Raw genomic sequence first — 26,660 nt, forward strand, 5'->3', positions numbered from 1 at the left:
CGATCTGCGATAGCGCAGTGATGCCGTGGGCTCAACCGGCGAGCGCGGTCCTCAGCATCCTGGCAAGCTCGGACTTGCGGTAGGGCTTGACCAGCAGCAGCACGCCGGAATCGAGCCGGCCGTGATGGACGATGGCGTTCTCGGTGTAACCCGAGGTGAACAACGTCTTCAGGCCGGGGCGGCGCCGGGCCGCCTCGTCAGCCAGCTGGCGGCCGTTCATGTTGCCGGGCATGATGATGTCGGTGAAGAGCAGGTCGATCTCCTTGTCGCTGTCGACGATGGCGAGGGCTTCGGCCGCGTTGGCGGCTTCGAGCGCGGCATAGCCGAGGCTCTTGACCTGCGTCACCACATACTGCCGCACCAGCGCGTCGTCCTCGACGATCAGGATCCTCTCGTTGCCGCCGGCGATGGGCGCATTCTGCAGCGCCTCGAACTCGGTCTCCTGGACGCCGTTGCAGCGCGGCAGGTAGATCTTCACGCTCGTGCCGTGGCCTTCCTCGCTGTAGATCTTGATGTGGCCGCCGGACTGCTTGACGAAGCCGAACACCATGCTCAGGCCGAGGCCGGTGCCCTTGCCGACCTCCTTGGTGGTGAAGAAGGGATCGAACACCCGGTCGATCAGCTCCGCCGGGATCCCGCTGCCGGTGTCGCTGACCGCGATCATCACGTAGTTGCCGGCGACGACGTCGGGATTCATGCTGGCATAGCCGTCGTCGAGGAAGACGTTGCGGGTCTCCAGCACCAGGGTGCCGCCGTCTGGCATGGCATCGCGCGCGTTCAATGCGAGATTGAGGATCGCGGTTGACAACTGGCCCGGGTCGACCAGCGTCGGCCAGGCATCCTCGGTGAGCTGCGGCATGATGGTGATCTGCTCGCCCAGCGTCGGATGCAGCAGCTTGGCGGCTTCGAGCGCAAGCGCATTGACATCGATCTCGCGCGGCTGGAGCGGCTGCTTGCGGGCGAAGGCGAGCAGATGCCTGGTCAGCTGCGCGCCGCGCTCGGCGGCGTCGTCGATCAGCTTGGTGATGGCGGCAAGCTCGGGCCGGTCGGCGACCGCGTCGCTGAGAATGCCGATCGTGCCGGTGATGACCGTCAGCACGTTGTTGAAGTCGTGGGCGACGCCGCCGGTCAGCTGGCCGATGGAGTCCATCTTCTGGACGTGCCTGAGCTGCGCCTCGGCGGCCTGCTTCTCGGTGAGGTCGCGGCCGATGAAGAAATGCCGCTTCACCGGCTCGGACCAGGTGCCCATCCAGTGCAGCGTGACCTCGTGACCGTCGTAGTGATAGCAGCGCGCCTCGAAGCTCCGCTTGATCGCGCCGCGGCGCGCCGCGCGCATCTCCTTCCGCGTCTTCTCGAGGTCATCGGGGTGAACGAACTCGGTCGCGCTGCGCCCGATCAGGTCTTCCGGGCTGAAGCCGAGGATGTCCTTTACGCTCGGGCTGACCTGGACGAAATTGCCGAAGCCGTCGGTGACCAGGATCAGGTCCTGCGAAGTCTCGAAGATGCGCCGGCGCTCCTCGGTCTCGCGGCGAAGCTTCTCCCGCGCCTCCTTCTCCTCGGTGATGTCATGGGCGATCTTGGACGCGCCGATGATTTCTCCGTTGTCCGATTTCAGCGGAGAAACGTTCAGGACGACGTCGAGCGCGCGGCCGTCCTTTCGAATTCGAACGGTCTCGTGCTGGGCGATCGTCTCGTTGCCGGCAATCCGGTTGAGGATGCTCCAGACCTCGGCCTTGCGGTCCGGCGGCACGATGATGTCGATCGGCTTGCCGACCGCCTCGGCGGAGGAATAGCCGAACAGACGTTCGGCGGCCTTGTTCCATCCGGTGACGATGCCGTCGAGCGTCTTGGTGATGATGGCATCGTTGGAGGACTCGACCACCGCGCTGTAGAGGGCGAGACGCTTGACGTAATAGTCGCGCTCCGAAGCCGATTGCTCGCGCAGCTTGCCGACGAGGCCGACCGTGCGGGTCTGGAGGCGGACATTCTCCACCAGGAGCACCGCCAGAACGAATGTCGCCGCGCCGAGACCGTAGAGCCGGCCGGCATAGAAGCCGAGATCGAACCGCGCGACATTGACGATTGCGGACAGCGCGATGTCGAACAGCCAGGCAAACATCACGACCATGAGCCAGACGTCGACGACCGAGTGCGGCCTGCGGAACCAGAGCGAGACGAGCGCGGCGAAGCTCAGCGACCACACGAGGGATACGACGCCCATCATGGTCGGCGTGTAATGGCCGTCGCGCAGCAGCACCGGCAAAAGATCGTGCTGGGCGGTGACGATCCAGGTGAAGGCGGCAATGGCGGCGATCACGCCGAACACGCTGGCGCAGATCGCGCCGCGCGTTGTGATCCGGATCCTGGCACCACCGTCGGCATCCTTCAGCCAGGCATAGCCCAACACGCAAAGCGGGAAGCCGGCGTGCCAGATCATGTAGAGCCAGACCGTGGTCTGCCGGCCCGCGCCGAACAGCCCGGTGGGTGTGAACAGCCCCGGGAAGGTGAGGGCATGGACCAGCGCCGCCGCGGCAGTGAACAGATAACCTGTGGCGAGCCACAGCAGCGCACGGGTTCGCAGCACCGCGAATTGCGTCATCAGCAGCACTGCCGTGACGATGTCGCTGACGGCGAGCGCCGACTGATAGCTCGCGACGAAAGCCGGGACGGGTGGGAGCGGGATACCTGCAAAAGGCACCGCGATTGCGAACAAGACCGACGATACGCCGATGATCGCTAACGCCGCGGCGCGGTCGGTCGAGGTCGCCGGCAAGGTGGAAAGAAAGGTGCTTCGGTCGATCGATGCAGGCACGTCCACCTCTCGGGGGTCGGTCTTGAGCAGGTCGGTTTTGAGCATATCCGCTGGTCTCATTCGGCCGGCCGCCTGTTCATGGTAGCGGGTTCTGGGAGCGCATCGCGAACGGAACGCGCTTCGACTCAACCGAAGGTTACAGCTTTCTTAATCTCGGCGGGAACACGGAATGGCGATCGGGTAAGGAGCGCTTTACGGGGGGGTGTCATAATGCCCCGCCGCTGCGGCGGGTTCCAGATTTGAATTGGGCGATTTGACAGCGATATCGAAAGTTTTCCCCATGCCTCGCGTTCTCATCATCGACGACCAGAAGGACGTCCGCGCGATGGTCGCAATCGTGCTTCGGGTCAATCATTTCGAGGTCGTCGAAGCCGAGAGCGGAGCAGCCGGGCTGAAAGCTTTCGCTGATGGCCCTTTTGACGTGGCGATCGTCGACATCTTCCTCGGCGATACCAGCGGCGTCGACGTCATCTCGTCCCTGCGCGAGCGCGCGCCTGCGCTTCCCGTCATTGCGGTGTCGGGGATGACGACCCTCGACTTCATGGAACAGTCGCCCCACCTCGCCAACGTGGTCTGCCTGCAAAAGCCGTTTCGGCCGAACGATCTCCTGCAAGCACTGCGGAAGGCCCAGTCGGCGGCGGGCGACGAGCTGCCCGCAGCCGTGTGAGCCCGCCGCAAGAACAAACGCCCCGGCGTAAGCCGGGGCGCGATGGTGGTGGGATGGCGGCCAAAGGCCCGCCCAGCGGACTTAGGTCCCGTTGCCCTTGATCTCGGCGTAGCCGCCCTTGGCGTCCCATTTGTAGACGACGTAGTCGATCTGCTTGATGTCGCCCTTGGCGTCATATTCGATCGGGCCGATCACGGTGTCCCATTTGCCGGCCTTCATCGCCTCCATGACCTTCTTGGCGTCGGTGGTGCCGGCCTTCTTGACCGCCTGCGACCACACTTGCATCGCTGCATAGGTGTACAGGGTGTAGCCCTCGGGGTCGATGTTCTTGGCCTTGAACGCCTCGACGATCTTCTTCGCGGTCGGCTTGTTGCGCGGGTCGGGGCCGAAGGTGAACAGCGTGCCTTCGCCGGCAGGGCCGGTGATTGAGGCGTACTCCTTGTCGGCGAGCGCGTCGCCGGCCATCAGCACGGTCTTGAGGCCCTGGTCCCGCATCTGGCGCAGGATCAGGCCGCTCTCCTGATGATAGCCTCCGACATAGACCAGATCGATGTTGTCGCGCTTCAGGCGCGAGACGATCGCGTTGAAGTCCTTGTCGCCCTTGTTGTAGGACTCGTACATCTTCTCGGTGACGCCGGCCTTGTTGAGCGCCTTCTTGGTCTCGTCGGCAAGACCCTTTCCGTAGGTGGTCTTGTCATTGAGGATGGCGATGTTCTTGCCCTTGTAGTTCTTGGCGATGTACTGCGCAGCAATCAGGCCCTGCTGATCGTCACGGCCGCAGACGCGAGCGACGTTCCAGAGCTTGCGCTCGGTGAACAGCGGGTTGGTCGAGGCCGGCGTGATCTGGAGCACGTTGCCGTCGGCATAGGCTTCCGAGGCCGGGATCGACGATGACGAGCAATAGTGCCCGGCCACGAACGGGATTTTCGCGCCGGCGATCTTCTCGGCGATCGATCGCGCCTGCTTCGGGTCGCAAGCGTCGTCTTCAACGGAGAGCGCGAGCTTCTTGCCGTTGACGCCGCCAGCGGCATTGATATCGGCCACGGCCATCTCGGCGCCGTTCTTCATCTGGCGGCCGAAGGCGGACTCGCCGCCGGTCATCGGGCCTGCGACTGCGACGGTGACATCCTGCGCGAATGCCGCGCCCGACAGCGCGAGCGATGCGCCGAATGCCAGACCGATGAGCTTCAGTGATTTCATGAGATACCTCGCGGGTGGTCGCCTGTGGAAGTTGCCGGGAATGCCCGGTTCAAACCGGCGCCATTCTTGAATGATTTCGAGGAGAAGTCACCGGCAAAATACGGGCATATGCGGAGATATCTCGCCGCATTCGGCCGCACTTGCCGGCACGGGCTCGGTCAGCCGTGGCGGCCGCCTTCCAGATAGGCGGCGCGAATCTCGGGGCGCTGCAACAATTCGGTGCCGGTCCCGGCCAGCGTGATCAGGCCGTTGACCATGACGTAGCCGCGGTGGGCGAGCTTGAGGGCATGGTTGGCGTTCTGCTCCACGATCAGCACCGTCAGCCCGTCCTGGCGGTTCAGGGTGCGGATCGCGTCGAAGATCTGGCGCGCGATCAGCGGCGCGAGGCCGAGCGAGGGTTCGTCGAGCAGCAGGAGGCGCGGGCGGCTCATCAGCGCGCGTCCGATCGCCAGCATCTGCTGCTCGCCGCCGGAGAGCGTGCCGCCGCGCTGGGTGTAGCGTTCCTTCAGCCGCGGAAACAGCGAGAACACGCGCTCGAGCGTCGCCGCGCGTTCGGCCTCGGTGCCGCCGGTGGCATCGGCCCCCATCTGCAGGTTCTCCGCCACGCTCATGCGCGGAAAGATGCGGCGACCCTCCGGCGATTGCGCGATGCGCAAGTGCGCGATCTCGTGGGTGGGCACGCCGGTGATGTCGCGGCCTTCGTAGAGGATCTGGCCGGCGCGGGCGCGCGGCTTGCCGAAGATCGTCATCATCAGCGTCGATTTGCCGGCGCCGTTGGCTCCGATCAGGGCCACGATCTCGCCGGCATTGATCTCGACGTCGACGCCCTTCAGCGCCTCGATCTTGCCATAGGCGGCGCGAAGACCGCGGATCGCAAGCAGGGGGGACGTCACGACCCGCTCTCCATCACGGCCACAGCCTCGTCCTCGTCGGTGCCGAGATAGGCGGCGATCACCTTGGGATCGTCGCGGACCTCGCGCGGCGTGCCTTCGGCGATCTTGACGCCATGGTCCATCACCACGATGTGGTCGGAGATTTCCATCACCACCGACATGTCGTGCTCGATCAGCAGGATCGAGGTGCCGAGTTCGTCGCGGATCGAGAGCAGGAGCTCGCTCAAGGCCGCGCTCTCGCGCGCATTGAGGCCGGCTGCGGGTTCGTCCAGGCACAACAGGGCGGGCTCGGTGCACATTGCGCGCGCGATTTCCAGCCGGCGCTGGTCGCCATAGGCGAAATTGCCGGCGGCGTCATCGGCGCGGTCGAGCAGGTTGACCCGCCTGAGCCAGTCGGTGGCGAGATCGATCGCGCGTTTTTCGGCGTCGCGGTAGGCAGGAACGCCAAGGAGACCGAGGAGGGTGAATCCGGAGGCGCGCATCAGCGCGTTGTGCTGCGCCACCATCAGGTTTTCCAGCGCGGTCATGCCGGGAAACAGGCGGATGTTCTGGAAGGTGCGCGCGACCTTGGCCTGCTTGGCGATGCGGAAATCGTTGAGCCGCTCCAGCGCGAACACCCCGCCGTCGTCGTGGGCGAGACGGATGCTGCCACCGCTTGGCTTGTAGAAGCCGGTAATGCAGTTGAAGACCGTGGTCTTGCCGGCGCCGTTGGGCCCGATCAGCGCGGTGATCTTCTTCCGCTCCGCCGAAAATGACAAGTCCTGCACGGCGACGATGCCGCCGAAGCGCATGGTGAGCCGGTCGACGCCAAGAATCTTGTCGTTCATCTTGTCGGCGCTCATCCGTTCCCTTCCTTGACGAGATCGGAGGAGATCGTCTGCGCCTTGGTCAGATACACGGTGGGTGCGCGATGGCCGATCAGGCCGCGTGGCCGCCAGACCATGATCAGCACCATGGACATGCCGAACACGAGCATGCGGTAGTTCTCGAGGCCGCGGAACAGCTCGAAGCCGCCGATCATGGCGAGCGCGGCAAGCGCCACGCCGAGCTGCGAGCCCATGCCGCCGAGAACGACGATCGCGAGCACCAGCGCCGATTCCTGGAAGGTGAAGGATTCCGGGCTGATGAAGCCCTGGCGCGTCGCGAAGAACGCGCCGGCGAAGCCGCCGAACATGGCGCCGGTCGCGAACGCCGTGAGCTTGGTGGTCGTGGTGTTGATGCCGAGCGCGCGGCAGGCGACCTCGTCCTCGCGCAAGGCTTCCCAGGCCCGGCCGATCGGCAGGCGCCGCAGCCGGATCGTCACCCAGTTGGTGAGGAGGGCCAGCGCCAGGATCAGGTAGAACAGGAAGATGATGCGGTGGGTCGCCGAATATTCGATGCCGAGCCTGGCGGCGAGCCCTTCGTCGCTGTTGTCGAGGGGGATGCCGAAGAAGGAGGGGCGCGGAATGCCGCTGACGCCGTTGGGGCCGCCGGTGAGCTCCTGCCAGTTGATGATGACGAGGCGGATGATCTCGCCGAAGGCGAGCGTCACGATGGCGAGGTAGTCGCCGCGCAGACGCAGCACGGGAAAGCCGAGGAGGACGCCCCAGAACGCCGCGAGGATGCCGGCGAGCGGCAGGCAGATCCAGAACGACCAGCCGAAATTGGTGGCGAGCAGTCCGTAGGAATAGGCGCCGACCGCATAAAAGGCGACGTAGCCGAGATCGAGCAGGCCGGCGAGCCCGACCACGACGTTCAGGCCCCAGCCCAGCATGACATAGGTGAGCACGAGGATTGCGAGGTCGAGGATGTAGCGCTGGTTATAGAAGATCACGGGTACCAGCAGCGTGAAGATCAGGAGCGCCGGTGCAAGGTAGCGGCCGATGAAGGAGATGCTGCTTTGCACCGCGGGCGGGACCAGCCTCTCGGCGCCGGTCGGACCGATCCACCGCCGCAGCAGCTCGATCACGATCGAGCCGCCGAACACCACGGCGACCAGCGAGGCGAGCTCGCCGAAACGCGTCCAGTAGGTGAGCTGGCCGTCGGAGCCCGCCTCGGTGCGGACGCCGACCATCAGCGAGAACAGCACCAGCGCGATCAGCGCGTTGATCACGGCCGTTTTCAGGAGGGCTGGGATGCCCGTTGCGGATTTGGCCGTCTCGGTCGAGGGAGCTGTCACGCGGCCGGTCCGTCAGACTTTTTCGACTTCGGGGCGGCCGAGCAGGCCGGTCGGCATGAAGATCAGCACGACGATCAGGATCGAGAACGCCGCGACGTCCTTGTACTCGACCGAGAAATAGGCCGACCAGAACGTCTCGATCAGGCCGATCGCGAGTCCGCCGAGCATGGCGCCGGGCAGCGATCCGATGCCGCCGAGCACGGCCGCGGTGAAGGCCTTGATGCCGGCGACGAAGCCCATGAAGAAATCGACCAGGCCGTAATAGAGCAGGTACATCAAGCCCGCGACCGCGGCCAGCGCGGCACCGATCACGAAGGTCATGGAGATGGTGCGGTCGACGTCGACGCCGAGCAGCGCCGCCATGGTCTGGTCCTGCTCGCAGGCGCGCATGTCGCGTCCGAGCCTTGTGCGCGACACCAGCCAGGTGAAGATCGCCAGCAGCACGATGGTGGTGATGACCACGATGATCTGGATGTTGGAGAGCTGGATGACGAAGCCGTCCGCGCTCTCGTGCAGGGTATAGCCGCCGGTGATGACGGGCGGGATCGGCTTGACGCGCGCGCCCTGCGCGACCTGCGAATAATTGGTCAGCACGAAGGACATGCCGATCGCCGACAGCATCGGGGCGAGACGGAAGGAATGGCGCAGCGGCCGGTAGGCGATGCGTTCGATGGTCCAGCCGTAGAGCGCGGTGATCGCCATCGAGACCAGGAGCACGACCAGCAGGATCACGGGGATTGCGGTCAGGCCGAACGAGATCAGGATCAGGAAGGTGATCAGCGCGATGAAGCCGCCGATCATGAAGACGTCGCCATGGGCGAAGTTGATCATGCCGACGATGCCGTAGACCATCGTATAGCCGATCGCGATCAGGCCGTAGATCGAGCCCAGGACGAGACCGTTGATGAGCTGCTGGGCGAAATAATCCATGGGCTGCCGTTACCAAACCTGACGCGGCTCGAAGGAAGCTCTTCGAGAGAGTTCTCAAGTTTCTTCTCGGGCCCCGGCAGCCCTTGAGCATTCGTGGTTTTGTAACAGGAGGGAACTGGCGGCCGCAACTGGCCAAGCCTCGACACAAAGGCTTGTACAGAGATCATTTGACGACCGGGTTCCCCGTTGTGGAAGGAACCGGGTTCCCAGGCAACCAAGGTGCATGCTGGGCGTTGCTTCTTTCCTGTCGTCCAACAAGGGAGTTTCCCGAATGACGAAGCAGCAGAACCAGAATCCGGGTCAGCAGAATCAGAACCCCGGACAGCAGCAGGGAGGCGGCCAGAAACCCGGCCAGCAGCAGCAGAACGACCCGATGCGCCAGGGCGATCGTCCCGGCCAGCAACAGGGCGGCCAGCGCGGTCAGGAGTAGCGAGTTTGCGTAGGGAAAGCCCCGCCGAAAGGCGGGGCCTTTTCCTTGATGGGGCGGCCCCGCCGGGCAGTTAAGGTAAACAAAGGGTTTAAATTGCCGCCACAGTCGGATGCGAGTTAGCTCCGCGAAGCCGCCGTCTTCGCCGAAGGCGTCGGCAAACCAGGCAGGAAGCGGCATGTTCAGGAATTGGCGGATCGGTTCGGTCAACGGCGCGCTGCTGGCGGCCTATTTCATTCCGGCCTGGGCACTTGTCGCCTTCAACATCGTGGTCTCGCCGGTGCATGGTCTCTATGAGCGACCGAGCGTCGCAGTGGCGTTGTTTCTCAGCGACCATCTCGACATGGCGGGGATGAGCACGGTGCGGGCAGCCTGGTTGCTGGCCCTCGGCCGCCTGACCGTGGTGGCGTTCTTTGCGATCTACCTCGTGCTTCTGTGCATCCCCCGTGTCCGCAGGAGCAGCGGCAGCGACGAAGCGCTCGGCATTGCGCTGGCGATCGGCAGCCTGATCTCCTTTGCCAGCATGGTGATGGCCTCGAAGGTCGGCGAGATGGCCGCACTGCGACTGCACGCCACCGAGCTCCTGCTCTTGCTCGGTGCCGCCATCGTGGTGGTGATCGAGAAGCCGGCGGCAGCGCCGAAGAGGGTCGAGACCGCCGCGCCGCCAAGTCTTCAGCCGCCAAGTCTTCAGCCGCTAGGTCTTGAGCAGGCCGAGCTCCTGCACAATCGCTGAAGCTTCCTTCACGGCGTGGTTCGCGGCCGGCACGCCGCAATAGATCGCCTGCTGAAGCAGGATTTCCTTGATGTCGTCGGGCGTGAAGCCGCCCTCGGCGAGCGCCGCGCGCACATGCAGGCGGAACTCGTCCCACTGCCCGAGCGCCACCATGGTGCCGATGACGAGCACCCGCCGCGTGCGTTCGTCGAAGTGCGGCCGCGTCCAGATCTCGCCCCAGGCGTGGCGCGTGATCATGTCCTGGAAGTCGGTGTTGAAGGCATTGCGGTTCGCGATCGACTTGTCGACCCAGGCATTGCCGAGCACTTTTCGGCGCACGTTCATGCCGGCATCGCGGCGCTTCTGGTCGTCCATTGTGTTTCTCCTCTCGTCATTGCGAGCGCAGCGAAGCAATCCAGTGTCTTTCCGCGGAGGAATTCTGGATTGCTTCGCTGCGCTCGCAATGACGCGTTGTGAGATCAGCGCTGCGTCAAGAACCCCACCACCGCATCCGTGAATGCGTGCGGCTGCTCGACGTTGGAAATGTGGGCGGCGTCGATGATGGTCATGCTCGCGCCGGGTATCTTTGAGCGGATCAATTCACCGGCCGAGATCGGCGTCGCCTGGTCGTGGCGGCCGGCGATCACCAGCGTCGGGCTCTTGATCCTGGGCAGCAGCTCACGCTGGTCGAGCGTCGACAGCGCCTCGCAGCAGGCAAGATAACCCTCGACCGGGGAAGCAAGCAGCATCGACTTCATCTTCGCGGTGATCGCGGGCTCCCGCTCGCGGAAATCCTGGGTGAGCCAGCCCGCGATCACGGCATCGGCGACCGCGGCGATGCCGCCCTTCTTCACGGCCTCGATGCGTTCCAGCCATCTGGTCGGCTCGGCATAATAGCAGGAGGTGTTGGCGAGGATGATCTTGCCGAAGCGTTCCGGCGCGTTCGCGCCGAGCCATTGCCCGACCATGCCGCCCATCGACAGGCCGCACCAGTGCACTTTCTCGATGTTGAGATCGTCGAGGATCGCCAGCACGTCGCGGCCGAAGCGCTCCATCGAGTAGGGGCCGGGCGGAACGTTGGACTTGCCGTGGCCGCGGCGGTCGTAGCGGATGACGCGGAACACCTGCGTCAGCGCCTTCATCTGCGGCTCCCACATCTGCAGCGTGCAGCCGAGTGAATTGGAGAGCATCAAGGTCGGTCCACCGTCGCGGCCCTCGACGGAGACGTTGAGCAGGCATCCGTCGGCATCGATCATGGGCATGCGGCGTCTCCGTATCTATTCGCGCTCAAGGCTGTCGAGCAGGCGGTCGATCAAGGCCTGCGAGGCCCCTTGATAGGCCATCGGCTCGAACAATGCCGCAATTTTTTCCGGCGAAAGGTGCGCGGTCACCCGCGAATCGGCCGACAAAATCTCGCGGAGATGCTTCCTCTCGGCGACCGCACGCTTGCTCGCAGCTTCAATGAGATGATGCGCATCGCTCTTGCCGATCGTCTCGGCCAGCGCGAATGTGACGGCTTCGGCCATGATCAGCCCCTGCGTCGCATCGAGATTGCTGCGCATGCGCGCGGCATCGACGTCGAGGCCCTCGGCGATGTCGACGATGGCGGCCAGCGCCCCCGAGGTGACCAGCATCAATTGCGGTAGCGTCGGCCATTCCGCGTGCCAGGGGCCGGCGCTGCGCTCGTGGTCCTGCACCTGTGCGGCGAAAATCGTCGCGGCGAGCTGCGGGGCCATGGTGGCGGCGCCCAGCGCGCTCGCGGCAGCGACCGGGTTGCGCTTATGCGGCATGGTCGAGGAGCCGCCGCGGCCTTCGCCGGCGGGCTCGAACGCTTCGGCAACGTCGGTCTGCATCATCAGCGAGACGTCCCGTGCGATCTTGCCGCAGCTGCCGGCGAGAATTGCGAAGCAGGATGCAGCCTCGGCGATGCGGTCGCGATGGGTATGCCAGGGCGCCTCGGGCAGCGGCAGATCGAGCTCCTGCGCCAGCCGTTCGGCCACCGCGAGCCCCTTGGCGCCGAGCGCTGCGAGCGTGCCGGCGGCGCCTCCGAATTGCAAGGCAAGGCCCTCGCGGGACAGCCGCCGCAGGCGGCAGCGGGCGCGGGCAAGGCTCGCGGCATATTCGGCGGCCTTCAGCCCGAACGGCATCGGCAGCGCATGCTGGAGCCAGGTCCGCGCCACCATCGGGGTGTTGCGATGGCCGCGCGCCAGTGCGGCAAACCCCTTGATGGCGCGGCTGAGGTCCACGTCCAACGCATCGATGGCGGCGCGCAGCGTCAGCATCGTTGCGGTGTCGATGACGTCCTGGCTGGTCGCGCCCCAATGCACGTAGCGCGCGGCCTCCGCGTCCGCCTTGCCGACATTGGCGGTCAGCGCCTTGACCAGGGGAATCGCGAGATTTCCCGATCGCGTCGCAGCCTCGGCCAGTGCGGCGATGTCGAAGGATTCGGCCTTGCACGCGGCCTCGATCGGGCCGACGGCGGATGCCGGAATCACAGCCGTGGCGGCCTCGGCGCGGGCCAAGGCTGCCTCGAAATCGAGCATGTTCTGCAGGGTAGACCGATCGTCGCAGACCGCGCGCATGGCAGCGCTCGACAGCATCGGCGCGAGCAGGGGGGAGAGGGATGTGCTCATGTTGCGCGCGACCTAATCATCATGGCCCGGCCGTGCCAATCCCCAACCGCCCGCACAGGTCTTTTTGCAGTTGCGAATATGCATTGCACGTGACCGGACCACGCCCTTTCCTTTGCCGCGTGCCTGCGTTACTTGATCGGCACTATAGTTAGGCGATCCGGGAGGCACCTCATGGCCATGACGATGAACGGCGAAGTCCAGCTCGCGGCGCCGCGCGAGGCCGTGTGGGCCAAGCTCAACGACCCCGAGGTGCTGAAGGCCTGCATCCCCGGCTGCGAGGAGCTGGAGAAGACCGACGATGGCGGCTTTCGCGCAACGGCGAAAATGAAGGTCGGTCCGGTGTCGGCGCGCTTCAAGGGCAAGGTCACGCTGTCCGATCTCGACCCGCCGAACGGCTACAAGATCTCAGGCGAAGGCGAGGGCGGGGTGGCCGGCTTCGCCAAGGGCGGCGCGGTGGTCAAGCTCGCGGAGAAGGACGGCGGCACGCTGCTCTCCTATGACGTCGAGGCGCAGATCGGCGGCAAGTTGGCGCAGCTCGGCCAGCGCCTCATCAACGGCACCGCCAAGAAGCTGGCCGACGAATTTTTCGCGAACTTCGCCAAGGCGGTACAAGGCTGACACCTATCGCTTTCGGCATGGCGCCTTGTGTCCCGGGCGATGTTGCCCCCGGGCATATTGGCCCATATGATGGGTTGGAATAATTATAAGAACCGCTTCGACGGGACCCGTCGGGGTGCTGATAGAGAGTGCTTATGGCAAAGATCTCCCTCATCGTGAACGGCAATCCAGTCACGGCCAACGTCGATCCCCGCACGCTTCTGGTGCAGTTCCTGCGCGAGAACCTGAAGCTGACGGGCACCCATGTCGGCTGCGACACCTCGCAGTGCGGCGCCTGCGTCGTGCATCTCGACGGCAAGGCCGTGAAGTCCTGCACCACGCTCGCGGTGATGGCCGATGGCCACGAGATCAAGACGATCGAGGGGCTCGCTGCCGACGGCGCGCCGCTGCATCCGATGCAGGAGGCCTTCCGCGAGCACCATGGCCTGCAATGCGGCTTCTGCACGCCGGGCATGATCATGACCGCGATCGACATCGTGCACCGCAAGGGGCACGAGCTCGACGACCACACGATTCGCGAGGAGCTCGAAGGCAATCTCTGCCGCTGCACGGGCTACCAGAACATCGTCGCCTCGATCGCCGCCGGCGCGAAGGCGATGGCGAAATCCGACCTCGCGTAACGCGCATCCCGCGATCAGGACATTCAGATGTACGAATTCAAATATCATCGCCCTGGGACCGTCCGCCAGGCGGCCAACCTCCTGGTGAAGAACGAAGACGCCAAGGTGATCGCCGGCGGCCACACGCTGATTCCCGTCATGAAGCAGCGCCTCGCAAGTCCTCCGCATCTGGTCGACCTCTCCCATATCGAGGGGCTCAACGCGATCGAGATGAAGGGCCGCTCGCTGGTGATCGGCGCCACCGCCAAGCACGCCGAGGTCGCGACCTCCGCCATCGTCGGTGAGGCGATCCCGGCGCTCGCGGACCTCGCCGGCCAGATCGGCGATCCGGCCGTGCGTCACAAGGGCACGATCGGCGGCTCGCTCGCCAACAACGATCCGACCGCCGACTATCCGGCCGCGGTGCTTGCGCTGGGGGCCACCATCGTCACCAACAAGCGCCGCCTCAAGGCGGAAGAGTTCTTTCAGGGCCTGTTCACGACGGCGCTCGAAGCCGACGAGATCATCACCAAGGTGATGTTCCCGCTGCCGAAAAAGGCAGCCTACATCAAGTTCCGCAACCAGGCCTCTCGCTACGCGCTGGTCGGCGTGTTCGTGGCGCGGCGTCCTTCGGACGTGCGCGTGGCCGTCACCGGCGCGGGCTCCGAAGGCGTCTTCCGCGTCACCGCATTCGAGGAGGCCCTGAAGAAGCGCTTCGCCTCGAAGGCGCTGGAAGGCATCGCGGTGCCGGCGGAAGGTCTCAACAGCGATATCCACGGCAGCGCCGAATACCGCGCGCACCTCATCGGGGTGCTGACGCGGCGCGCTGTCGACGCCGCCAACGCCAAAGCGTGAGGTGACCTCACGCTTTGGCCCCAAACTTGTCCCGATGAGGGCGTAGTAAGACTGGCTTTCTCATGACTTCAGCGCCCAACTCGTCCGGTGCTTTGCCGGCATCGGTCGATGCGATGCTCGAACTTCTGACGTCGCGGGGCTACCTCGCCGAGCGGTCGCTGGCGACGGTGACCTACCTCTCCTTGCGCATGGGCAGGCCGCTGTTCCTGGAGGGCGAGGCCGGCGTCGGCAAGACCGAGATCGCAAAGGTGCTCTCGGCGGCGCTGGGGCGGAAGCTGATCCGACTCCAGTGCTATGAAGGCCTCGACGTCTCCTCCGCGGTCTACGAGTGGAACAGCGCCGCGCAGATGATCGCGATCCGGATGGCGGAAGCCGCCGGCGACACCGATCGCGACCAGCTCGCGAGCGACATCTTCGCCGACCGCTACTTGATCAAGCGGCCGTTGCTTCAGGCGCTGGAGCCCGACGTGGCCGGCCCGCCGGTGCTTCTCATCGACGAGCTCGACCGCGCCGACGAGGCGTTCGAGGCCTATTTGCTCGAAATCCTCAGCGACTTCCAGGTGACGATCCCCGAATTCGGCACCGTGAAGGCGCCGCATCCGCCGATCGTCATCATCACCTCGAACCGCACCCGCGAAATCCACGACGCGCTGAAGCGGCGCTGTCTCTATCACTGGGTCGACTATCCCGCCGCCGAGCGCGAGCTTGCGATCGTCAAGTCGCGCGTGCCCGGCATCTCCGCGAAGCTGTCGCAGCAGGTCGTGCGCTTCGTGCAGGCGCTGCGCAACCAGGACTTCTACAAGTCGCCGGGTGTCGCCGAGACCATCGACTGGGCCACCGCTCTGTCCGAGCTCGACGCCCGGTCGCTGACCCCGCAAGTGGTCGGCGACACGCTCGGCGCGCTGCTCAAGTATCAGGACGACATCACCCGGATGCAGGGCGATGCCTTGCAGAAGGTGCTGAAGGAAGCGACGAGCGAGAATTGATTTTCCGTCATTCCGGGGCGCGCGCAGCGCGAACCCGGAATCCATTGGGCCGCAGAGTTGGTGGATGGATGGATTCCGGGTTCGCGCCAAGGGGCGCGGCCCGGAATGACGGTTGAGAGTGTTGCACCCATGGCCATCAACCACCTGGCGCCCGAGCAGACCGAACAGTTCGCCGACAATATCGTCGGCTTCGCCCGCGCGTTGCGCGCCGCCGGCATGCCGGTCGGGCCCGGCGCGGTGATCGATGCCATGAGCGCGCTGCAGGTGATCGACATCGGCAACCGGTCTGACGTCTTCACCACACTGGAGGCGATCTTCGTCAAGCGCCACGAGCATGCGCTGGTCTTCAGGCAGGCGTTCAACCTGTTCTTCCGCGCCTCGGAAGAATGGAAGCACATGCTGGATTCGGTGCCGCTGCCGGAGCAGGCCAAGAAGAAGCCGCAGGCGGGCGCGCGCCGCGTGCAGGAGGCGATGTCGCAGCCGCGCATGACGGAGACGCCGCAGCACCAGGAGCAGGATCTGCGCCTGTCAGTCTCCGACAAGGAGATCCTTCAGAAGAAGGATTTCGCGCAGATGAGCGCGGCCGAGATCAGCGAGGCGCTCCGCGCCGTCGAGCGGATGCACCTGCCGCAGGCCGAGCTTCTGACGCGCCGGCAGCGGCCCGACGCCCGGGGCATGCGGCTCGACCTGCGCCGCACGCTGCGGGCATCGCTCCGCACGGGCGGCGACATCATCGACATTCATCGCCTCGGGCGGATCGAGAAGCCGGCGCCGATCGTCGCGCTGCTCGATATCTCGGGCTCAATGAGCGAATACACCCGCCTGTTCCTGCATTTCCTGCACGCGATCACCGACGCGCGCAAACGTGTCTCGGTGTTCCTGTTCGGCACGCGCCTGACCAATGTCAGCCGCGCGCTGCGGCAGCGCGACCCCGACGAGGCGCTGGCGAGCTGCTCGGCCTCGGTCGAGGATTGGGCCGGCGGCACGCGGATCTCGGCCTCGCTGCACAACTTCAACAAATTGTGGGCGCGCCGCGTGCTGAGCCAGGGCGCCATCGTGCTGTTGATTTCGGACGGGCTGGAACGGGAGGCCGATTCCAAGCTCGCCTTCGAGATGGACCGGCTGCACCGGTCCTGCCGGCGCCTGATCTGGCTCAACCCGCTGCTGCGGTTCGGCGGCTTCGAGGCCAAGGCGCAGGGCATCAAAATGATGCTGCCGCACGTTGACGAATTCCGCCCGGTACATAATTTGAGTTCGATCCAGGAGCTGATCACCACGCTCTCCCGGCCGCTGCCGCCGCATCACCGCAGCCTGATCCGCTCCGCAGCTTGAGAGGCCCACCATGCTCGATCGCGACGAGGATATTCTGAAGGCGGCGGAGGACTGGCAGAAGGCCGGCCGTGGCGTCGCGCTCGCCACCGTCGTGGAGACCTGGGGTTCGGCGCCGCGCCCGGCGGGCTCGAGCCTCGTCATCAACGACGAGGGGACCTTTCTGGGTTCGGTGTCCGGCGGCTGCGTCGAGGGTGCCGTGGTGACCGAGGCCATGGATGTGATCCAGAGCGGCAAGCCGAGGATGCTGGAGTTCGGCGTCGCCGACGAGACCGCCTGGAATGTCGGGCTGTCCTGTGGCGGTACCATCCGCGTCTTCGTCGAGAAGGTCGGTTAGCCGTGAAGCTCGAGATTCTGCACGAACTCAATGCCGAGCGCGCCGCGCGCCGGCCTGTGATCCTGGTGACCGACACCGAGAGCGGCGAGCAGCGGCTGGTGAAGGCGAAGGATTTCGCCAAGGATCCCTTGCGCACTGAGCTGGAAAAGCAGCTTCGCATGGGCAAGAGCGCCAGTGTCGAGGCCGGCGACAAGAAGCTGTTTCTCAACGTCTACGCGCCGACGGCAAAGCTCGTCATCGTCGGCGCGGTCCATATCAGCCAGGCGCTGGCGCCGCTGGCGCGCTCGCTCGGCTACGATGTCACCGTGGTCGATCCGCGCACGGCCTTTGCAAGCCCGGAGCGCTTTCCCGACATTCCGCTGATCGCCGAATGGCCGGACACCGCGCTGCCACCGCTCAACGTCGATGCCTACACCGCCTTCGTCGCGGTGACGCACGATCCCAAGATCGACGACCCCGCGCTGTTGCACGCTTTCGAGCGCAACTGTTTCTATATCGGCGCGCTCGGCTCGCGGAAGACGCATGCCAAGCGGGCCGAACGGTTGCGGGCGCAGGGCTGTCTCTTATACACATCTCCGAGCGCCAAGGAAAGCGACATCGGACGCATCCACGCGCCTATTGGCCTTCCGATCGGTGCGGTCTCGCCGTCCGAGATCGCGGTGGCGATCATGGCCGAGATCACGGCCGTGCTTCGGCTGCCGCCGAAAGAAAAAGAAGAAGCGGCATGAAGTTCGGCCCGGCCAGCCCCAGGGATGCGATCGGCGGAGTGACCGTCCACACCCTGCGGCAGGGTCCGCTGGTGCTGAAGAAAGGCACGACGATCGGCCCCGCCGAGGTCGAGGCGCTGGAGCGTGCCGGCGTCAAGGACGTCGTCGTGGTGCGCATGGAGGCGTGCGACGTCTCCGAGGATGTCGCCGCCGCCAGCATCGCGCTCGCCGTCGGCGGCGAGGGCATTCATGTCGAGCGCGCCTTCACCGGCCGCGCCAATCTGTTTGCGGCCCGTCCGGGCGTGCTGGTGGTCGACCGCGCCGCCGTCGACCGCATCAACAATGTCGACGAGGCCATCACCTTCGCGACGCTCACCGCGTTCAAGCCGGTGGTCGAGGGCGAGATGGTCGGCACCGTCAAGATCATCCCGTTCGGCGTCGAAGGACGTTTGCGCGATGCCGCCGTTCAGGCCGCCGGCAAGGACGTCCTGAAGGTCGCGCCTTACGTCATCAAGCGCGTCGGCGTGGTCTCGACGCTGCTGCCGGGCCTGTCTTCCAAGGTGATCGACAAGACGCTGCGCGTCACCGCCGAGCGGCTCGCGCCGGCCGGCGCCGGCATCGTCGCCGAGCGGCGTGTCCCACACGAGGAGCAGGCGCTGGCGGCCGCGATCAGGGAAGTGCTGGGGCTCGGTGCCGAACTCGTCATCGTGTTCGGCGCATCCGCCATCGCCGACCGGCGCGACGTCATCCCGGCGGCCGTCACCGGCATCGGCGGCGAGATCGAGCATTTCGGCATGCCGGTCGATCCCGGCAATCTGCTTCTGATCGCCCGCGCCGGCGGCGTCCCGGTGCTGGGCGCGCCGGGTTGTGCACGCTCCCCGGTCGAGAACGGGTTTGACTGGGTCCTGATGCGGCTCCTCGCCGGCATCAGGGTGACGCGGTCCGAACTGATGGGCATGGGCGTCGGCGGCCTCCTGATGGAGATCGTGACCCGGCCGCAGCCGCGCGCCAAGCCGGAAACCGAAGGCAACCGCCAGGTCGCGGCCATCGTGCTGGCCGCGGGCCGCTCCACCCGCATGGGCGGGCCGAACAAGCTGCTCGCGGAGCTCGACGGCAAGAAGCTGGTGCGGATCGCGACCGAACAGGCGCTGGCCTCCAAAGCGTCCGAGGTGATCGTCGTTACCGGGCATCAGGCCGAGCTGATCGAGCAGGCGTTGCACGGCCTGAAGGTGAAATTCTTCCGCAATCCGGATTTCACAGGCGGCATCGCCAGCTCGGTCAAGGCCGGCATCGCCGCCGTGCCCGAGGCGTGCGACGGCGCCGTGGTGTGCCTCGGCGACATGCCGCTGATCGACGCCGGCCTGATCGACCGCCTCATTGACGGCTTCGCGCCGGACCGCGGCAATCTCATCGTCGTGCCCGTCAGCGAAGGCCGTCGCGGCAATCCCGTGCTGTGGTCGCGCCGCTTCTTTAGGGAATTGATGACGCTCGACGGCGACGTCGGCGCGCGGCATTTGATCGCCAAGCACGCCGAGGCCGTCGCCGAAGTGCCTGTGGACGGCGAGAGCGCGTTCCTCGACATCGACACGCCGCAGGCGCTGGAAGCGGCAAGAGGCGGGTGAAATCCACCTCGCAGTTTCAACCCTCCGTTCACCATCTGGAAACGACCGCCGCTTAGAGTCGCCTTCACCTGCCTTGGGGGGAGGGGTTTTTCCATGGCTTCGAACGTCGTCGCGCGCCGTTGCGCGATGTTTTTCTTTGCGCTGTCCGTCTGTGTCGCCGGTGCCCGTTACATCACTGAAGCCCATGCTGCCGGCGCCTTTGCGGTCGGCAAATGCGGCGCCTATGGTCAGGCCTATGATTACGGCCACGAGCACGAGGCGCGCGCTGCGGCGCAGAAGCAGTGCAAGGGCGATTGCACGACCGTCACGATGAAGCGCGCCTGCGCTGCGATGTCGGTCGATCTTTCGAATCCTTGCGGCGCCTATGGCTATGCCGTGAAGCCGAAGATATCGGCCTCGCTCAATGCCGCCACGCGCGAATGCTACAAGTACGGCGGCAAGGAATGCGTGATCCGCGCCTGGGCCTGCGACGCCAAGGGTTGATTCTTGGAGCGTTGATTCCTCTTGCTGTCATTCCGGGGCGATGCGTAGCATCGAGCCCGGAATCCACTCGTGCACTTGCTGGGTAGCGCGATGGATTCTCAGGTGCGCAATTGCGCACCGTAGCTCGCGCCGAGTGGCGCGCCCCGGAATGACACTGAGGAACCATATGCAGTTCGACACCAAGATCGCCGTGGTGATCCGTACCGATCTTCAGACCTGGCAGAAGCTCAACGTCGCTTCGTTTCTCACCAGCGGCATCGCCGCCGCCTTTCCGGAATGCATCGGTGAGCCCTATGAAGACGCCTCGGGTACGACATATCACGCGCTGATCGGCCAACCGATCCTGATCTACGGCGCCGACGGGCCGGCGCTGTCGCGCGCGCTCGATCGCGCGCTGACGCGTGCTGTAAAGCCGGCGGTGTACACCGAGGACATGTTCAAGACCACGCACGATGCCGCCAATCGCGAGGCGGTGAAAGCGGTGGCACGCCCCGACCTCAACCTCGTCGGCATTGCCATGCGCGCCGAGCGCAAGGTGATCGACAAGATCGTCGATGGATTGAAGTTCCACAGTTGATCCCGCTTCGCGTAGCGCGTCATCGCAACGTCATGATTGCGATCGGCCTGCGCAAACTTTGGGCTGTTTGACGCCCGTCAAAGGAGCCGGGTCCGCCATCGCTAGTCTGCGCCCAGGATGCAAGGGAGCAGATCGATGCCCACCATGAAAGCTGCAATCGTCAGACAATTCGGCAAGCCGCTGGTGATCGAGGACGTGCCGGTTCCGCAGCCCGGCCCCGGTGAGGTCCTGGTCAAGGTCAAGGCCTGCGGCGTCTGCCACACCGACCTCCATGCGGCGTCGGGCGACTGGCCGGTGAAGCCGGTGCCGCCCTTCATCCCCGGTCATGAGGTGGCCGGCATCGTCGCTGCACTCGGACCCGGCGTGAAGAATCTGAAGGTCGGCGATGCCGTCGGCGTCGCCTGGCTGCATGACGCCTGCATGGCTTGCGAATATTGCGAGACCGGCTGGGAGACGCTCTGCGAGCACCAGCACAATACCGGCTATAGCGTGAACGGCGGCTTCGCCGAATATGTCATCGCCTCGGCCGCCTTCGCTGCAAAACTGCCGGCGACGGTCGATTTCGCCGCCATCGCGCCGATCCTGTGCGCCGGCGTCACCACCTACAAGGGTTTGAAGGAGACCGAGGCCAAGCCCGGCGAGTGGGTCGTGATCTCGGGCGTCGGCGGGCTCGGTCACGTCGCAATCCAGTACGCCAAGGCGATGGGGCTCAAGGTCGCGGCCCTCGATATCGCCGAGGACAAGCTCAAGCTCGCACGCGAGACCGGCGCCGACCTCGCCGTCAACGCGCTCGCGGACGGCGCGGTGGATCAGGTGCTGGCGGCGAGCGGGGGAGGGGCGCACGGCGTGCTGGTGACGGCGGTGTCGACCGCGGCCTTTGCGCAGGCGCTGAAGATGGTGCGCCGCAAGGGCACCGTCAGCCTCGTCGGCCTGCCGCCAGGTGAATTCCCGACACCGATCTTCGACGTCGTGCTCAAGCGCATCACCGTGCGCGGCTCCATCGTCGGCACGAGGCGTGACCTCGACGAAGCCATCGCGTTTGCCGCCGACGGCAAGGTCAAGGCCGAGGTGACGAAGGTACCTCTCGCGCAAATCAACGACGTCTTCGACCGGATGAAGGCCGGCAAGATCGACGGCCGCATGGTGCTGGACTTCGCCTGAGGCTTCATCCCGGCGGCATGCCCGCGAACGTCGTGAGGCTGGGGTCGAGATGATCCCAGCCGAGCCCGCGTGCGGCGTAAGTGACCACCTGCGGTTTGTAGCGGGCGGGCTCGTCGAGGCTCGCCGCGCGGATTGTGAAAATGTCGGGCATTGCGGAGAAGGTCAGGTAGACCGGCACGCCACATCGCGCGCAGAAACTGCGCGTCTTCACGTTGCCGCTGTCGGCGGTCATGTCCCAATGCTTCGCTTCTCCGGTCAGCGAGACGCCAGCGCGCGCGAAAGTCGCGTACGAGCCGTGGCCGCTGCCGCTCTCCTGCTGGCAATCCCGGCACTGGCAGTGATTGCTGAATAGCGGCTCGCCGGAAATCGAATAGCGGATCGCGCCGCAGGCGCAGCCGCCGGTATAGGGCTTGTCCATCACGCGGCCTCCTTACTTGTCTTCGCCGGCGACGGCGTCGAGCCGCTGCACAACCTTGACCCAGCCGTCACTCATGTTGCGATAGGCGGTGTCGTTCTTCGGCGTCACGAAGCCCGAATGCACCACACGCACGCGCGTGCCTGCTTCAACCGGCGTGAGCGACCAGGTGACGATAGTGTCGAGCGCCGAGCCGTAACCGGTATTGCTCTCGTCGCCACCCTTCCAGGCATAGACGAAGCGCTGGTTCGGCACGACCTCCAGAACGCGGCAATGGATCGTGCCGTCCCAGGCGCCCGCCGGGTTGGTCTTGAACGTGAAGGTGTTGCCTTCGACGGCCTCGAAGCCGGTCGGTGGCATCAGCCAGCGCGCAATCAGCTGGGCGCTGGTCAACACCTTCCAGATCGTCGCGGTTGCGTGAGGGAAGACTTCGTCGATGACGATGTCTTTGGTTTGGTCTGGGGCTCGAATGTTGGAAGCAGCAGCACTCACGGATCGATCTCCTTCAAGAGGTCACGCAGGTTCTGGAAGCGCTCGCGCCAGAACACGCCGTAATGGTCCATCCAGGTGACCAGGGGCTCGAGCCCTTGCGGCGCGGCGCGGTAATAGACGTTGCGGCCCTCGGCGCGCTCGGCCACGAGACCGGCCTGCTTGAGGGACTTCAGGTGCTGCGAGATCGCACCCTGGGTGACGCCGCTGCCGCGCGTCAGCTCGGCGACGCTGATCTCCGTGCACTCGAACACGCGCTCGAATACGGCGCGGCGGGTCGGATCGGCGAGGGCGCGCATCACGGTGGTGACAGGACTTGGGGCGGCTTCAGTCATGAAGTTAAATTAGTGCGTGCTAATGCATTAGTCAATACTAATTTGTTTCTGCGAGCCAGAGTTCTGGCTAGATTGACTATGACTGACTAGTCAGTCATATCATTGCGAATGATTAGGAAGCCGACGAAGGGCGCCTTGCCGCCAGCAGCTCGCGCCAGTGCGAAGGGCCCTGTGCCCGCTCGCAGCGAAGAGGCGCCTGCCTCGAACCGCGCGAGGCGTGCGGCGGAGCGGCGCGCGGCGATCGTGGAAGCGGCGATGGAGGAATTCATCGCGCGCGGCTTTGCAGCGACGCGGCTCGACGACATCGCCAAGCGCGCCGGCGTGGCAAAGGGCACGATCTACCTGCACTTCAAGGACAAGGAATCGATGTTCGAGGAGTTGGTGCGCATCGTCATCGTTCCTGTGGTCGCGCGGCTGGCGACGCTGCCGCCGCCGGCAGGCTCGGTGCGCGACCTGATCGAGGCGTTCGCAGGAAACTTCCTGAAGGAGGTCATCGGCACGAGGCGCGGCGACCTGGTGCGCCTGATCGTGGCGGAGGGCCCGCGCTTTCCGTCCGTCGCCGACTTCTACTACCGGGAGGTCGTCTCGCGCGGGATCGCCGCCATGCGCGCTCTGATCGAACTCGGCATCGCCCGCGGCGAGATCCGGCAGAAGGACCTCGCGCGCTATCCGCAGATCCTGGTCGCACCCGCGATGATCGCGGTGATCTGGCAGAGCCTGTTTGCGCGGCACGCGCCGCTGGACGCGCAAGAGATGCTGCGCGTCCATCTCGATTTGATTTTTGGCGAACGGAGGACGACATGACGTCGTCGCAAGCAATTTCTGTATTGGCATTGGTCGCCGTGCTCGCAACCGGCCTTGCCGGGTGCAAGGAAAGACGCGATCCCGGCTTCCAGGGCTGGGTCGAGGCCGACATGATCTTCGTCAGCCCGGACGAAGCGGGGCGGGTCACCAATCTCAACGTCCGCGAAGGCGACGAGGTCAAGGTCGGCGATCACCTCTATTCCGTCGATGACGATCTCCAGCGCGCCGATCTCAACCAGAACAAGGCGACACTCGCGAACGCGCAGCAGACCTATGACCGCGCGGCCTCGCTGAGCAAGACCGGCTCGGGCACGCAGGCCAATCTCGATTCCGCCGTGTCCGCCTTGCGCGTCGCGGAAGCGCGGGTGGTGACGTCGGAGACGCGGATGGCGCGCCGCAAGGGCTTTGCGCCGGTCGCCGGCACCATCCAGCAGATCTATTTCCGCGAGGGCGAGATGGTGGCGGCGCAGCGGCCGGTGCTCTCGATCATGCCGCCGGGCAACATGAAGCTGCGTTTCTTCGTGCCGGAGACCGAATTGCCGAAGCTCGCGATCGGCGACACGGTGCGCGTCGCCTGTGACAATTGCGCGGCCGATCTCACCGCAAAGATCTATTTCATCGCGACCTCGGCCGAATACACCCCGCCCGTCATCTACAGCCTCGAGGAGCGCAGCAAGCTGGTCTACCTGATCCAGGCGCGGCCCTCGCGGCCCGACGCCCTGCGGGTCGGACAGCCGATCGACGTCTATCTCAATCCCAAAATTTCCGAGATCAAGACACCGGTGGCGGACAAGCGATGAGCAGCGGCAACGGCATCGCGATCGACGTCAAAGGCCTGACGAAGTCATTCGGCGGCCGCGAGGTCGTGCACGATCTCTCGATGCAGGTGCGGCGAGGCTCGATCTACGGATTCCTCGGACCCAACGGGTCGGGCAAGACCACCACGATCCGCATCCTCTGCGGCCTGCTCACGCCCGATAGTGGCGAGGGCACCTGTCTCGGCTACGATATCCGCCGCGATGCCGAGAAGATCAAGCGCCAGGTCGGCTACATGACCCAACGCTTCAGCCTGTACCAGGATCTCTCGGTGCGCGAGAACCTCGAATTCGTCGCGCGCCTCTATGGCGTCACTGACGCGCGCGGCGCCGCACGCGACATGATCAAGCGGCTCGGACTCTCCGGCCGCGAGGAGCAGCTTGCGGGCGAGCTTTCCGGCGGCTGGAAGCAGCGGCTGGCGCTCGGGGCCTGCACGCTGCCCAATCCACAATTGTTGCTGCTGGACGAGCCCACCGCCGGCGTCGATCCCAAGGCGCGGCGCGATTTCTGGAACGAGATCCACGCCCTCGCCGCCGAGGGCCTCACCGTGCTGGTCTCGACCCACTACATGGACGAGGCCGAACGCTGCCACGAGATCGCATACATCGCCTACGGCCATCTGCTGGCGCACGGCACGGTTGAAGAGGTGATCGCGACATCCGCGCTGACGACCTACACCGTCACGGGCGAAGGCCTGAACGAGCTTGGGGCCTCGCTCACGGGCAAGCCCGGCATCGACATGGTGGCGCCGTTCGGGACCTCGCTGCATGTTTCCGGCCGCGACGTCGCGGCGCTCGAAGCCAGCATCGCGCCCTGGCGCGAGAAGCGGGGCCTGCGCTGGCAGAAGTCGCAACCTTCGCTCGAAGACGTGTTCATCGAGCTGATGGTGCGCTCCAAGGACAATTTCCAATGAGCGCAGTCGACCATCGCGCACCGCGACACGAAATCCGCGAGCGCTTCGGCTTCCTGCGGCGCTCCTATGCGATGCTGATCAAGGAATTCATCCAGCTTAAGCGCGACCGCGTTTCGTTCGCGATGATCGTGATGCTGCCGGTGATGCAGCTCATGCTGTTCGGCTATGCCATCAACACCACGCCGCGCCATCTGCCGAGCGCGGTGCTGCTCCAGGAGGACTCCGACCTCGCGCGCTCGATCCTCAAGGCACTGGAGAACACCGCCTATTTCCGCTTCCTCTACGAAGTGCACGACGTCGACGATTTCGACAACCTGCTGAAATCCGGCAAGGTGCTGTTCGGTGTCGAGATCCCGCGCGGCTTCGAGCGGGCGGTGCGGCGCGGCGACAAGCCGGCGCTGCTGGTCGCCGCCGACGCCACGGATCCGGTCGCGGCGAGCGCGGCGATCGGTTCGCTCGGCATGGTCGTGCAGACCGCGCTCAAGCACGATCTCTACATCGGCGATCCCCCGGAGATGCCGTTCGAGATCCGCGCACATGCCCGCTACAATCCGGCAGCTAGCTCCAGCCTCAACATCGTGCCGGGGCTGGTCGGCACCATCCTCACCATGACCATGCTGATCTTCACCGCGCTGTCGGTCACGCGCGAGGTCGAGCGCGGTACCATGGAGAGCCTGCTCTCGATGCCGATCAGGCCGGTCGAGGTCATGCTCGGCAAGATCATCCCTTACGTGCTGGTCGGATTCGTCCAGGCCTTCCTGATCATCAGCATTGGCGTCGGACTGTTCGGCGTGCCCGTGCTCGGCAACCTCGTCCTGCTGGCACTGCTCTCGACGCTGTTCATCACCACCAATCTGTCGATCGGCTACACCATCTCGACCCTGGTGCAGAATCAGCTCCAGGCCATGCAGATGTCCATGATGTTCTTCCTGCCGAGCATCTTGCTGTCCGGCTTCATGTTCCCTTTCGCGGGCATGCCGTCCTGGGCGCAATATCTCGGCGAGGGCCTGCCGCTCACCCACTATTTGCGAATCGTCCGCGCAATCATGCTGAAGGGCGCGACGATGGAGAATTTGCGCTTCGACACGCTGGCGCTGGCCGCGCTGATGCTCCTCGCGATGACCGTCGCCGTGACGCGCTTCCGCCGCACGCTGGATTGAGGCACAATATCTCCTTGAGAGT

General features: G+C 65.3%; 30 protein-coding genes. 17 read left to right on the top strand and 13 right to left on the bottom strand.

Going from position 1 to position 26,660, the window contains the following annotated elements; translation table 11 throughout:
* Positions 1-31: 31 nt before the first annotated feature.
* On the bottom strand, positions 32-2,857 hold the full coding sequence (locus AX729_RS11485) for a PAS domain S-box protein (RefSeq protein WP_156456879.1): 2,826 nt from the start codon (positions 2,855-2,857) through the stop codon (positions 32-34).
* 235 nt (positions 2,858-3,092) lie between these two features.
* Between AX729_RS11485 and AX729_RS11490 the strand changes: the two genes are divergently transcribed.
* The gene (locus tag AX729_RS11490; RefSeq protein WP_061023042.1) at positions 3,093-3,479 is read left to right on the top strand and encodes a response regulator; all 387 of its coding nucleotides are present in this window, start codon (positions 3,093-3,095) and stop codon (positions 3,477-3,479) included.
* Between the two features lie 81 nt (positions 3,480-3,560).
* On the opposite strand, the gene AX729_RS11495 is transcribed toward AX729_RS11490, so the two are convergent.
* The 6 genes from AX729_RS11495 to AX729_RS40445 form a co-directional block, all read right to left on the bottom strand.
* Positions 3,561-4,679 (bottom strand): branched-chain amino acid ABC transporter substrate-binding protein, encoded by a 1,119-nt coding sequence (locus AX729_RS11495; protein ID WP_061023045.1) that lies wholly within the window; start codon positions 4,677-4,679, stop codon positions 3,561-3,563.
* A 158-nt stretch (positions 4,680-4,837) separates the two neighbouring features.
* The gene (locus AX729_RS11500; RefSeq protein WP_061023047.1) at positions 4,838-5,572 is read right to left on the bottom strand and encodes an ABC transporter ATP-binding protein; all 735 of its coding nucleotides are present in this window, start codon (positions 5,570-5,572) and stop codon (positions 4,838-4,840) included.
* Entirely contained in the window at positions 5,569-6,414 is an 846-nt protein-coding gene (locus tag AX729_RS11505) for an ABC transporter ATP-binding protein (protein ID WP_283807792.1), read from the bottom strand. Before AX729_RS11505 ends, AX729_RS11500 begins: the two co-directional genes overlap by 4 nt.
* Positions 6,411-7,730, bottom strand: a complete 1,320-nt coding sequence (gene livM, locus AX729_RS11510; protein ID WP_061023049.1) for a high-affinity branched-chain amino acid ABC transporter permease LivM — start codon at positions 7,728-7,730, stop codon at positions 6,411-6,413. The genes AX729_RS11505 and livM overlap by 4 nt, the downstream gene beginning before the upstream one ends.
* A 12-nt stretch (positions 7,731-7,742) precedes the next feature.
* Positions 7,743-8,660, bottom strand: a complete 918-nt coding sequence (locus AX729_RS11515; protein ID WP_061023052.1) for an ABC transporter permease subunit — start codon at positions 8,658-8,660, stop codon at positions 7,743-7,745.
* Positions 8,661-8,823: 163 nt separating this feature from the next.
* Positions 8,824-9,297, bottom strand: a complete 474-nt coding sequence (locus AX729_RS40445; RefSeq protein WP_197433577.1) for a hypothetical protein — start codon at positions 9,295-9,297, stop codon at positions 8,824-8,826.
* Between AX729_RS40445 and AX729_RS11520 the strand changes: the two genes are divergently transcribed.
* Positions 9,266-9,820, top strand: coding sequence for a hypothetical protein (locus AX729_RS11520; RefSeq protein WP_061023053.1), 555 nt, complete (start codon positions 9,266-9,268; stop codon positions 9,818-9,820). The two genes, AX729_RS40445 and AX729_RS11520, sit on opposite strands and share 32 nt — an antisense overlap.
* Here the strand turns inward: AX729_RS11520 and AX729_RS11525 are convergent.
* The 3 genes from AX729_RS11525 to AX729_RS11535 all read right to left on the bottom strand — a co-directional run bounded on the left by AX729_RS11525 (position 9,782) and on the right by AX729_RS11535 (position 12,432).
* Entirely contained in the window at positions 9,782-10,174 is a 393-nt protein-coding gene (locus tag AX729_RS11525) for a carboxymuconolactone decarboxylase family protein (protein ID WP_061023055.1), read from the bottom strand. The two genes, AX729_RS11520 and AX729_RS11525, sit on opposite strands and share 39 nt — an antisense overlap.
* 104 nt (positions 10,175-10,278) lie before the next feature.
* A complete protein-coding gene (gene pcaD / locus AX729_RS11530; RefSeq protein ID WP_061023056.1) occupies positions 10,279-11,061 on the bottom strand; it encodes a 3-oxoadipate enol-lactonase in 783 nt (260 codons plus the stop codon).
* 15 nt (positions 11,062-11,076) lie between these two features.
* Positions 11,077-12,432: a 3-carboxy-cis,cis-muconate cycloisomerase gene (locus tag AX729_RS11535; protein WP_061023058.1), complete on the bottom strand. Its 1,356-nt coding sequence runs from the start codon at positions 12,430-12,432 to the stop codon at positions 11,077-11,079.
* A gap of 171 nt (positions 12,433-12,603) precedes the next feature.
* Here AX729_RS11535 and AX729_RS11540 point away from each other — a divergent pair, with 171 nt between their 5' ends.
* From AX729_RS11540 to adhP, 11 genes are all read left to right on the top strand, one after another.
* The gene (locus AX729_RS11540; RefSeq protein ID WP_024340831.1) at positions 12,604-13,050 is read left to right on the top strand and encodes an SRPBCC family protein; all 447 of its coding nucleotides are present in this window, start codon (positions 12,604-12,606) and stop codon (positions 13,048-13,050) included.
* Positions 13,051-13,184: 134 nt separating this feature from the next.
* Positions 13,185-13,670: a (2Fe-2S)-binding protein gene (locus AX729_RS11545; protein WP_061023061.1), complete on the top strand. Its 486-nt coding sequence runs from the start codon at positions 13,185-13,187 to the stop codon at positions 13,668-13,670.
* Positions 13,671-13,697: 27 nt separating this feature from the next.
* Entirely contained in the window at positions 13,698-14,504 is an 807-nt protein-coding gene (locus AX729_RS11550; protein ID WP_061023062.1) for an FAD binding domain-containing protein, read from the top strand.
* Between the two features lie 62 nt (positions 14,505-14,566).
* Entirely contained in the window at positions 14,567-15,490 is a 924-nt protein-coding gene (locus AX729_RS11555) for an AAA family ATPase (RefSeq protein ID WP_061023064.1), read from the top strand.
* A gap of 129 nt (positions 15,491-15,619) precedes the next feature.
* Positions 15,620-16,822, top strand: coding sequence for a vWA domain-containing protein (locus tag AX729_RS11560; protein ID WP_061023066.1), 1,203 nt, complete (start codon positions 15,620-15,622; stop codon positions 16,820-16,822).
* Positions 16,823-16,832: 10 nt separating this feature from the next.
* A complete protein-coding gene (locus tag AX729_RS11565; protein ID WP_007602422.1) occupies positions 16,833-17,156 on the top strand; it encodes an XdhC family protein in 324 nt (107 codons plus the stop codon).
* A 2-nt stretch (positions 17,157-17,158) separates the two neighbouring features.
* The gene (locus AX729_RS11570; RefSeq protein ID WP_061023067.1) at positions 17,159-17,884 is read left to right on the top strand and encodes an XdhC family protein; all 726 of its coding nucleotides are present in this window, start codon (positions 17,159-17,161) and stop codon (positions 17,882-17,884) included.
* Entirely contained in the window at positions 17,881-19,485 is a 1,605-nt protein-coding gene (locus tag AX729_RS11575) for an NTP transferase domain-containing protein (RefSeq protein ID WP_061023069.1), read from the top strand. Before AX729_RS11570 ends, AX729_RS11575 begins: the two co-directional genes overlap by 4 nt.
* A gap of 93 nt (positions 19,486-19,578) precedes the next feature.
* The gene (locus AX729_RS11580) at positions 19,579-19,968 is read left to right on the top strand and encodes a DUF4189 domain-containing protein (protein ID WP_061023071.1); all 390 of its coding nucleotides are present in this window, start codon (positions 19,579-19,581) and stop codon (positions 19,966-19,968) included.
* A 166-nt stretch (positions 19,969-20,134) separates the two neighbouring features.
* Positions 20,135-20,545 carry a DUF2000 family protein gene (locus AX729_RS11585; RefSeq protein ID WP_061023073.1) on the top strand — a complete coding sequence of 137 codons (411 nt, stop codon included), beginning with the start codon at positions 20,135-20,137 and terminating at the stop codon, positions 20,543-20,545.
* Between the two features lie 135 nt (positions 20,546-20,680).
* Positions 20,681-21,706, top strand: a complete 1,026-nt coding sequence (adhP, locus tag AX729_RS11590) for an alcohol dehydrogenase AdhP (RefSeq protein ID WP_061023075.1) — start codon at positions 20,681-20,683, stop codon at positions 21,704-21,706.
* A gap of 4 nt (positions 21,707-21,710) precedes the next feature.
* On the opposite strand, the gene AX729_RS11595 is transcribed toward adhP, so the two are convergent.
* Genes AX729_RS11595 through AX729_RS11605 form a run of 3 tightly spaced genes read right to left on the bottom strand, consistent with a single transcriptional unit; the run spans position 21,711 to position 22,945 of the window.
* Complete coding sequence (locus AX729_RS11595; protein ID WP_061023078.1) at positions 21,711-22,124, bottom strand: GFA family protein; 414 nt, start codon at positions 22,122-22,124, stop codon at positions 21,711-21,713.
* A 12-nt stretch (positions 22,125-22,136) separates the two neighbouring features.
* Positions 22,137-22,613 carry an SRPBCC family protein gene (locus AX729_RS11600; protein WP_061023080.1) on the bottom strand — a complete coding sequence of 159 codons (477 nt, stop codon included), beginning with the start codon at positions 22,611-22,613 and terminating at the stop codon, positions 22,137-22,139.
* Complete coding sequence (locus AX729_RS11605; protein WP_061023082.1) at positions 22,610-22,945, bottom strand: ArsR/SmtB family transcription factor; 336 nt, start codon at positions 22,943-22,945, stop codon at positions 22,610-22,612. Before AX729_RS11605 ends, AX729_RS11600 begins: the two co-directional genes overlap by 4 nt.
* Positions 22,946-23,053: 108 nt before the next feature.
* On the opposite strand from AX729_RS11605, the gene AX729_RS11615 reads away from it, so the two are divergent.
* The 4 genes from AX729_RS11615 to AX729_RS11630 are packed head-to-tail and all read left to right on the top strand — an operon-like array spanning position 23,054 to position 26,638.
* Positions 23,054-23,749, top strand: a complete 696-nt coding sequence (locus AX729_RS11615; RefSeq protein ID WP_156456881.1) for a TetR/AcrR family transcriptional regulator — start codon at positions 23,054-23,056, stop codon at positions 23,747-23,749.
* Positions 23,746-24,549 (top strand): HlyD family secretion protein, encoded by an 804-nt coding sequence (locus tag AX729_RS11620; protein WP_061023088.1) that lies wholly within the window; start codon positions 23,746-23,748, stop codon positions 24,547-24,549. Before AX729_RS11615 ends, AX729_RS11620 begins: the two co-directional genes overlap by 4 nt.
* Positions 24,546-25,478, top strand: coding sequence for an ABC transporter ATP-binding protein (locus tag AX729_RS11625; protein ID WP_061023090.1), 933 nt, complete (start codon positions 24,546-24,548; stop codon positions 25,476-25,478). Before AX729_RS11620 ends, AX729_RS11625 begins: the two co-directional genes overlap by 4 nt.
* Positions 25,475-26,638: an ABC transporter permease gene (locus AX729_RS11630; RefSeq protein ID WP_061023091.1), complete on the top strand. Its 1,164-nt coding sequence runs from the start codon at positions 25,475-25,477 to the stop codon at positions 26,636-26,638. Before AX729_RS11625 ends, AX729_RS11630 begins: the two co-directional genes overlap by 4 nt.
* Positions 26,639-26,660 lie beyond the last annotated feature (22 nt).

Origin of the sequence: Bradyrhizobium sp. CCH5-F6 (genome assembly GCF_001556045.1) — a bacterium.
GTDB lineage: Bacteria > Pseudomonadota > Alphaproteobacteria > Rhizobiales > Xanthobacteraceae > Bradyrhizobium.